General features: G+C 63.3%; 9 protein-coding genes. 6 read left to right on the top strand and 3 right to left on the bottom strand.

What is annotated here, in order from left to right; all coding sequences use genetic code 11:
• Positions 1 to 288 precede the first annotated feature (288 nt).
• The 3 genes from AC01FP_RS14835 to AC01FP_RS14845 are packed head-to-tail and all read left to right on the top strand — an operon-like array spanning position 289 to position 3,219.
• Positions 289 to 843, top strand: a complete 555-nt coding sequence (locus AC01FP_RS14835; RefSeq protein ID WP_255013542.1) for a hypothetical protein — start codon at positions 289 to 291, stop codon at positions 841 to 843.
• Entirely contained in the window at positions 840 to 2,510 is a 1,671-nt protein-coding gene (locus tag AC01FP_RS14840) for a phage terminase large subunit family protein (protein ID WP_474481396.1), read from the top strand. Before AC01FP_RS14835 ends, AC01FP_RS14840 begins: the two co-directional genes overlap by 4 nt.
• Before the next feature lie 34 nt (positions 2,511 to 2,544).
• Positions 2,545 to 3,219: a sigma-70 family RNA polymerase sigma factor gene (locus AC01FP_RS14845; protein ID WP_474481397.1), complete on the top strand. Its 675-nt coding sequence runs from the start codon at positions 2,545 to 2,547 to the stop codon at positions 3,217 to 3,219.
• Positions 3,220 to 3,326: 107 nt separating this feature from the next.
• Here AC01FP_RS14845 and AC01FP_RS14850 read toward each other — a convergent pair whose 3' ends face one another.
• Entirely contained in the window at positions 3,327 to 3,599 is a 273-nt protein-coding gene (locus AC01FP_RS14850; protein ID WP_474481398.1) for a hypothetical protein, read from the bottom strand.
• Between the two features lie 398 nt (positions 3,600 to 3,997).
• Between AC01FP_RS14850 and AC01FP_RS14855 the strand changes: the two genes are divergently transcribed.
• The 3 genes from AC01FP_RS14855 to AC01FP_RS14865 are packed head-to-tail and all read left to right on the top strand — an operon-like array spanning position 3,998 to position 7,253.
• The gene (locus AC01FP_RS14855) at positions 3,998 to 5,566 is read left to right on the top strand and encodes a DUF4055 domain-containing protein (protein ID WP_474481399.1); all 1,569 of its coding nucleotides are present in this window, start codon (positions 3,998 to 4,000) and stop codon (positions 5,564 to 5,566) included.
• 16 nt (positions 5,567 to 5,582) lie between these two features.
• Positions 5,583 to 6,080 carry a hypothetical protein gene (locus AC01FP_RS14860; protein ID WP_474481401.1) on the top strand — a complete coding sequence of 166 codons (498 nt, stop codon included), beginning with the start codon at positions 5,583 to 5,585 and terminating at the stop codon, positions 6,078 to 6,080.
• Between the two features lie 3 nt (positions 6,081 to 6,083).
• Entirely contained in the window at positions 6,084 to 7,253 is a 1,170-nt protein-coding gene (locus tag AC01FP_RS14865) for a LysM peptidoglycan-binding domain-containing protein (protein WP_474481402.1), read from the top strand.
• 23 nt (positions 7,254 to 7,276) lie between these two features.
• Here AC01FP_RS14865 and AC01FP_RS14870 read toward each other — a convergent pair whose 3' ends face one another.
• Entirely contained in the window at positions 7,277 to 7,570 is a 294-nt protein-coding gene (locus AC01FP_RS14870) for a cell division protein SepF (RefSeq protein ID WP_474481403.1), read from the bottom strand.
• 543 nt (positions 7,571 to 8,113) lie between these two features.
• Positions 8,114 to 8,575 (bottom strand): hypothetical protein (locus AC01FP_RS14875; RefSeq protein ID WP_474481404.1); only part of this gene is annotated, 462 nt, incomplete at its 5' end.

The following is an 8,575-nucleotide window of genomic DNA, read 5'->3' on the forward strand; positions in this document are numbered from 1 at the left end:
GAGGAGAGCACCCCAGAGCTGCTGCTGCGCAGTGGATCTGGGGTCTAACAGCAGCTGTTAGAAGGCTGTTAGAACCGCTCCGGCCTGTTGGACGGGCCCGGGCAGGCCAGCAGCAGCAGCCAGCAGCCCTTGAGTGGATAGGCAGGAGCGGGCTCGCTCGGCACCGGTAGCGCGACTCACGACGGCAGGGAGCAACCCTTGGCAACGTGGCTATGCTTTCGGGAACGCAAATACACCGCATCTCATTCGCGTTGGCATTGCTTTTCCCTCTGCAGGTGTTGTTTACGCGTGGCTGCCGGACACCCTCCCGCTGCTGATCCCAGCGCTCTTGCGCTGCTGGAGGCTCGCCAGCTCGATCCCATAGAAGCCCTGCGCACTGCTGCTTCTGCAGAGGACGCCGACGGCCGGCCCTTGGGCGAGACGGTGGGCGTTGACCCCAGCCGCCCCGTAGGCAAGGGCAATCCACCGCGGCAGAAGCGTGGGGCAATCCCAGTCCCTAGACCCAGCCGACTGGAGATCGAGCGACGCATCGCAGAGTCCCAGCTTTGGATCGCTCAGCGATTGCCGCTGGTACAGATCCTCGAAAATGCTGGTGAGAAATGGGGGGTCCGCAACAGCCAGACGGTGAACCGCTACCTCAACCTCGCCCGCGAGCGGATGGTGGAGGAGCTGATCACCGACCGCCGCCGGCATCAGGCAGAGCAGATCTTTGCCCTCAACGAATGCGCCCGCCGGGCGATGGATTCCGAGCAGTTCAGCGCTGCCGTGGGTGCCTTCCGGGTGATTGCTGAAATCGGCGGCCTGCTGCGCGCACCGATCAAGCCACCGGAGCCGAGGGCATGAGGGCGATCACGACAGCAGCGCCTATGCCACAGGCCGCACCGCTGTTTCCACCGGCACCGGCCCAGCACGACTGGGGCGGCCTGCTGCTTAGCGAGCTCGACCCCTGGGGCGACGCCGGCCTGCTGCACCTGCCCACAACCACCACCCCAATCCAGGCGGAACCCCAGACCTTGCGCAGCTTCATTGCCGAGGCCTACCCCCGCTATGGCTTCCACCGCTGGGCTGAGGTGCTGATCGAGCTGCTGCAAGCCGTGGCCGATGGCCAGCTCAGCCGCTTGATCGTCACCTGTCCTCCCCGCCTCGGCAAAAGTCTCCTGGTCTCCAAGCTGTTCCCGGCCTACTTCCTGCAGCGCTACCCGTACCTCTTCTCGGCGATTGCCTCGTACTCGGCCGAACTGGCCTATGCCCACTCCCGAGAAGCGCGCCACTTCTACCGGGTGACCGGTCATCTGCTGGCCCGCGATTCGGCTGCTGTTGGGAACTGGCTCACCCGTCAGCGCGGTGGCTGCATTGCTGCCGGCGTCGATGGCCCGTTTACCGGCAAGGGCTACAGCCTGGGGATCATCGATGACCCCTACAAGGGCCCCGGTGATGCCGCCAGTCCTGCTCTGCGGCAGAAGCTGATCGACTGGCTGCGCTCGGTCTGGCTCACCCGCGCCGAGCCAGCCATGGTGCTGGGGCCAGACGGCAGGGAGCAGCCGAATCTTTCGGCTCAGGTGGTGGTGCTCACCCGCTGGGACCACCAGGACGTGATCGGCTGGCTGTACGAGCAGGAGCTGGGCGAGGCGCCGCAGCAGTGGACCGTGCTGGATCTACCCGCTGTTGCAGAAGAGCCGGCTGAACGCCCCAAGCTGCCACCCACCTGCTCCTTGATCCCCGACTGGCGCAAACCGGGAGAGGCGCTATGCCCGGAGCGGTTTCCCCTGTCGGAACTGATCAAGATCCGTGCCCGCCTTGGCGCTTACTGGTGGGCGGCGCTGTATCAGCAGCGGCCCAGCCCGGCGTCGGGCTCAATCTTCCTGAGGCAGTGGATCCGGCCGCCCTTCCCCCGCGAGGAGGCAGGAGCGGCCACTGGCCGCCAGCGGCGGTACGCCCTACTGGCTCTCTCCTGTGATCTGTCCTTCAAGGGGGAGGCAGAAAGCGACTACTGCGGTTTCTGCCTGGCCGGCCTACTGGCACCACCACCGAGATCGCTCAATCCGCGCACAGGCGAACACGAGGGGCTGCCTCAGAGCACTGCCTTGGAGATGGAAGTGCTCTGGGCCGCCCGGCACCGCTTTGGCCTGCCGGAGGTGATCCGCTTCCTGCTGGGCTGCCTGCAGGCGCTGGAGCAGCAGGGCCTGCGGCCCAATGCCGTGCTGATTGAGGACGCCGCCAACGGCCCAGCGGTGCTGCAAACCCTCCGGCGCCGCGTACCGGGGATGCTGCCGATCACTGCAAGAGGCAGCAAGGAAACCCGCGCCCATGCCGTCGCCCCCCTGGTGGAAGCAGGACAAATCCGCTTTCACCACCGCGCCCAGCCCTTGGTGGAGGAAGCGATCCGCTTCCCCAAGGGCAGCAAGGACCTGGTGGATGCCTTCTGCCACGGCGCCCTCTGGCTGGAAGGCCGCTATTGGAAAGCCCAGGGCATCCAGCCGGTGGTGACGCCACTGCTGGTGAGCCGGTGATGGAGGAGGAAAGAAGGCGATGACGGGTGCAGTGATGGCAGCCCCTGAGCAGTCGCCCCAGCAGGCTCTGGCGCTTGTGGATGGGCAACCAGAAGTGCTTCAGCTGTCGTTGGCGATCACGGTGGTGCTGGTGGGAACGACTTCCGGTGCGTCGCGGATGCTGCGGCAACGCCGCTACCGCCCGCCGGCTTGTTGTGCGCGAGCGGGGCAGCTGGAGATCAAATGGGCAGAGCCTGCTCGGCATCCGCCGAGGGCTCCGGCCCGTCAGGCTTCGCTCGACCGGCCGCGGCGTCAGCGTCCCGTGCGGCCCCATGCCGCTGCCGACGCTCTGGCACTCGAGCACATGGATCTGGCGGAGAAGATCGCCGGTAACTTCGCTCGCCGCACTGTTCACCCCAAGGAAGACCTGCTGCAGCTGGCGATGATTGGGCTGATCAAAGCGGCCCGCCGCTACGACCCTTCACGGGGACCATTTCGCCCTTATGGACGCACCTATGCAAATGGGGAGATCACGCATTTTCTGCGGGACAACGGCTTCTTGCTCAAGGTGCCGCCGACGTGGCGGGAGCTGCATGCGCGGGGGCAGCGACTGCTTGGGTCCGGGGCCAGCGTTGTTGTCATGACTGAGCGGCTTGGTATCAGGCGGGAGCTGTGGCATCAGATTGTTGAGGCCTGCTCGGTCAGGGTGGTAGCGCTCCCATTGGAGTAACGAAGAAGTCAAATTGTAGAGAAAGCTCTTCAGAAGGAATCCCTGATCGAAAGAAACTGCTTTGCTCGATAACTCGGTTAGGCGCTAAAAATATTCCGCGTATTTTGCTAAGCCGTTATAAAGACTTGACTTGCGAGTCCTTCGAGATGCGTCAGCGGCACTGGAGATGCGATAAAACATTCTCCGTTGTTATCCTGCTTTACAATATATCCGATCAATAGATTGTTGTCACCAGGTAGCGCAAAGTAGAAGGGACCTTCGCGGGCGTCGCCCTCCCAGCCAATCGCCTTGAAAGCCTCCTCTGCTTGGGCCTTGAGCTCGCCAACCTGCTTGCAGGCTGTAGCCAAGCTGTCCCAATCTTGCCAGCAGGAATCCCACATGGCTTTGAATAGCTGCTCGCCGGTAATAGCGCCGAGCCAAAAATCAATTGGGCAAGTGCTGTAACAGTATAGCTTCATGATTGGTAGCGCTTATCAATGGCTAGATTTTGTCTATGTTATTTCCACCGCATCCCAACCCCTCTAGTCATTTTCTTGCAGGCAACTCAGCTGATTCATATTGAATTTTAGCCCTATTGGACGGTAGTGGATCTGGTCCGGGTCAGCCCTGGTCCACGGATCTGCAGTAGCACCCGCAAGGAGCCAAAGGGTTCATTTCGATTCGAAATTCATGCGTGCCTCGGCCGCCCGGCAATCCAGCAAACCATTGCAGATTTTGCAGCCCTTCGCTCTTGCCGTGTCGCTGGCGCTGGCAAGAGCTGAGATCCAATCAGGGTCCAATGTCCACCAACAGCCGACCAGGACACACTTCCGCTACCAGGCTCAGGACCTCTGCGAACCACAACGATCCCCCCTGGCTGGAACACCCCACCCTCTCTGGCCTGCGCGACCGACTCCAACTGGTCTACGACTGCTGGACCCTGCTCGAACTCCCCGACGGCACCAGCCGCCGGCCGCTATATCTCCCCCGCGGCATAGAAGAACCCGAGACCTGTTATCTCAAGCGGTTGGAGGCAGCAAGACCCACCGGCTTCTACCGCGATGCCCTGCGCACCTACGCCGGGATGCTGTCGCGTTTGGTCTGGCAGGAGCTGCCCGATTCCTTGAGCCGGGTGGCCACCGATGTCGATGGACAGGGAACCGATCTGGGGGTGTTCCTGTTCCTTGCTGACCTGCTCACCCTGCGCGATGGCGGCTGCCTGATCCTGCAGCTGCCGCCCCAGCACCGCTGGCCCTCAGAAGGTGACCGGCTGGAAGCACTTGCCAAGGGTGACCGACTCTCCCTGCCGCGGCTGCAACTGGTGCCCCGAGGCGACCTACTCAACTGGCGCCTCCCTACCGATTCCGCCAGTGCTGCTCCGGCATCGGGGCCAGTGGAGATCGTCTGGCGGGAGCCGCGCCGCCAGGCCCTGCCGCCCCGGTTCGCCAGCGGCAATGCGGCTGTACCCACCGTGCTGATCGATGCCCACGGCGGTCTGGTGCCGGATCCACAAGCCTGGCTGTACCGCAGCCTTCTGGTGACGGATGACGGCCTGGTGCTGAGCAGCTGGCAGGCCAACCCCAACCCCGGCGCTGTCGATGGTTACGACGTGGTGCCGGTAGGGGAGCCTTCGCTGCTGCCCCAGCGTTTTGACCTACCGGCCCTCTGGTATTCGGTGGATGGCACCGCCTTTGGCGAAGGCGATCTGCCCCACCTGGGTCTGGCGCACCAGTACCTCAACCACTACCGCTGCCGCAGCGAATACGAAGACCTCCTCTCCCGCACCGCCCTGCCGGTGGGCGTACGCACCGGCTTGGTGGATGCCTACGGCTTCCGCCGCAGCGACGGCGCCCTGTGCTCGGGTTCGGCCACCGGTGGCGCAGAAGGACAGCGCCCCCAGCGCCTGGTGCTCTCCACCTCCTCCTTCATGGACCTGCCCGAGGGGGCCACGTTCCAGTGGGTCGAAATCGAGGCTCGTTCTCTGGCGGAGCACCGGGCCTACCTGCAGCAGCTGGAAGAAGCCATGCGCCGCGACGCCCTGATCCCGGCTGGCGGCCATGGGCCAGCCCGCACCGAGCTGGAGATTTCGCTCACCGCCGGCCAGAGCTTTGCGGTGCTGCAGTCACTGGCGGGCCAGAAGAGCTCGATGCTCAGCACCCTGCTGCATCAGTGGACCCGCCTCACCGGCGAAAAGCTCTCCGACACGCCGGCCTGCAGCGTGGAGATTTGCCCATTGGTGCCGCCGCAGCCGCCGCGCAAACCCCAGCCCTCGGTGCAGGAGTGGCTTGTGCTGCATGAGCGTGGGGTGGTCGACGGGGCCGAGCTGCGTCAGCAGCTGGGACTGGGCGAGATCACTGGGGGCAGCTGAGCTGGCAACGGAGGGCATGACCCAGTCCTCCTCACCCACCTGCACTTGGCGCCCAGGCGACGCAGAAGCCCTGCGCATTGCTCTCTCGATTCCTGTCAGCTCACCCTCTCTCTCTGCCCTGAACCGGGAGATGGCCCAGCTGCAGACCCACTACCCCACGGGGGTGTGCACTGCCCAGGTCCACCTCGATGCCATCGCGGGCCTGGATCAGCAGCTGGCGGTACTGACCCCGGTGGACGTGAACAGCCCGGTGCGCATCCGGCGCAAGGGCGTAGCCGGTGGCGTCGTGCCCAACCCGCTGCCGCTGAGCAAGTTGGCGGTGGTCGACTACGCCACCGAGCTCCTGCTGGAAGAAACCGAGAGCGAGTGGGACCCCGCGGGGCCGTCACCGGCAGTGGTGCTCAACCGGCAGCGCAGTCAGCACACCGGCCAGCTGGCGCTGCTGCTGCCAAGGCTGCAGAACTGGCGCCAGTGCAACACCGATCCCTTCCAAGGATCACTTGTGCGGGGTTGAGCGATGGAGCAGCCCCTCTCGCCGCTAAATCAGGGCCTTAACCCTGTGCGTGCTGCAGGGCAGTGGGGCCAGCTGGTGGGATTGCCAGCGGCCAGCCCGGCAATCGACAGCCGGGTGGCTCAGCCCCTTGCTGCGCCTCTTTGGCTGGCCCTGCAGCCCTACGCCAATGCCCGCCTCTGCCTGTTTGAGGTGGACCGTCCCGAGAGCCGCAACCCGGTCCCCATCCGCCGTCATGTGATCGACTGCTTCCTCGAGCAGCAGGGAATTGTTGGCGGCTACAACGACACCGCCCTCACCGACCCTGGCGATGTGCTGCTGCGGGGCTACCTCTGCCGCTCAGCGATCCTGCCGGTGAGCACCAGCAACACCTTCGACTGGCTGGCGGCCGAGCTCGATTGGGCCACCCCCGGCTTCCGCGACGAAGCACCGCTGCCCTGGGACCCAACGCTGCTGGGCACGGTGCAGGCCCCCTGTCAGGGAGTGATGTGGCTGGGGGACCTGGCCCAATTGCGGCCCGAGGGTGGTCTGCCATCTGGAGGTCGTGCCCAGTTCGCCGGCTGCCTGGTGCAGCACTTCGGGGCGGACTACGGCCCTGGCGGCATCGGTTTATTGGTGCAGCCGCTGCTGGGGGAAGCGATCCAGCTGGTGCTTAGGCCCCACAGCGTGCTGGTGCTCAGAGCTGGCGACAGCTTGAACCTGATCGCCGAGCGCTACGGGACCACCGTGGCCACCTTGCGGCGGAGCAACCCCCAGCTGGAAAGCACCCAAACGATCACCGCTGTTGAGGGTGATTCGTTGGCGGTACTGGCTGGCCGCCACGGCACCACGGAAAGCAAGCTGCGCAGCCTCAACCCGGTGCTGCAGCTGAGCCAGCCCAATGTCACAGGCGAGGGCGAGACCTTGAGCAGCGTGGCGGCCGAGCAGAACCTCACCCTCTCCCTGCTGCGCGAGTTCAACCCGGAGCTGAGCAACTGGCCCAGCGATGAACCTCTGCCGGCCGGCACCACCCTGCTTCTGCCCATCTATCGCTCCACCACGCCGATCCCAGCCGGGATGCAACTGCTGGTGCCGGGTTATCTGCCCTCCACCCAGCTGCCAGCGGGGGAGTGGATCTATCTGCCGGCGAGGCGCTCGGCTCCTGCTGTTGAGGAGGGTGTGGAGTCTCTGGACTAAAAGCCGGAGGAGGCCTCAGGCACTCAACGGCCAATGCTCCACCCGGCCAGGGCAGGAATTAGTAGGAACGTCTCGGCATCGATGAGGTGGTTTTGGTCGTCGATTGCCATCATGCCGCCGTGGGCGCAATCAAGCAGCCGCTGAGTCTCTGCAGCTTCTGCCGTGCTGGCATTGAGCACTACCGCCTGATTGCCCTTCACGGCTCGGATCAGGGACAGGGCGTCTTCCAGCTGGCGCGGGAGGAACACCAGCAGCTGGGCACAGCAGGACGGGCTGGCGGTCTCCACGGCCGCTGCCAGGGAAGGGAAATTGGCCAACAGAGATAGAGACAACTGTCTAATGGGTTAATTCACTAGGGTCGTCATTAACCATGCACCAATTGACTGGCTGCCATCAAGGATGACAGCCAGCGATGCGAAGTGAACTGATCAGCTAGGGCTAACGGGGTATACAAGGCGAGCAACCGCCGCACCCAAGGCTATGCCAAACTCATGGTCTGCCCGATAGTGAATTCCGGCCCACATCCTGGCAAGTCCGGAATTGTCTGCCAACTTGTCGAGTTCATCTGAGTCAGCGCTATCGGGGAAGAAGCGTTTAAGTCTTTCGGCAGTAGCCCCCCCCCCCCCCCCCCCTACGGTGCTGTGACCGGAGGGGTAAGTGGGATGGCGCGGCACGCCAGAAAAGCCATTGGGGTTATCAATAGGGGTACCTGAATCGTCTTCGCCATAGATAACTGTAAGACGATCTGTGACTTCTGTTGGCCTAGGCTTGAGACGGGAGGCAGGTTCAATCCACTTGTAAAGCCATGCTGCAAGCAGAGCTGCTGAAATCGCTGCATTGAGGGCAGCCCATATGAATTCCTACTCTGTTGGTGGTTTGCCGTGTTTCTTGAGAAGAACACTCAGAGCCATCCACCCACCCAAGTAGGGGCGTGTCATTTTCAAACCATCGGGCCAGATCATTACCGTCTGTATGTTTGGACCACCTGCCTTGTGTTGATCCTTGAATCTTGCCCGATCGGTATCCCTCGCCTGAAGATAATCATAGAGTTTAAGACGCGGATGACCATTGAACTCATAACCGATCTCATTGGCGCAGCGCCTGCCCTGAAGGAAGATCAGTTCATCTAATTCAGCGACTACTTCCTCCCTTGTCCGAGGGAAGGGATGCTTGGCGATCAGAGGTTCTCCAACTGATCGGATTTCCTGAATGCCAGGGATGTGCAGGTGCGATCCAGCCAGTCCTAAGGCGCCATAAGGGTATTCCTGAGGACCCCTTAATCCATAGACAGGAAGGCGCCAAGGCAAGTTTCCTCTATTTAA

This window comes from Cyanobium sp. NIVA-CYA 375 (assembly GCF_056108345.1).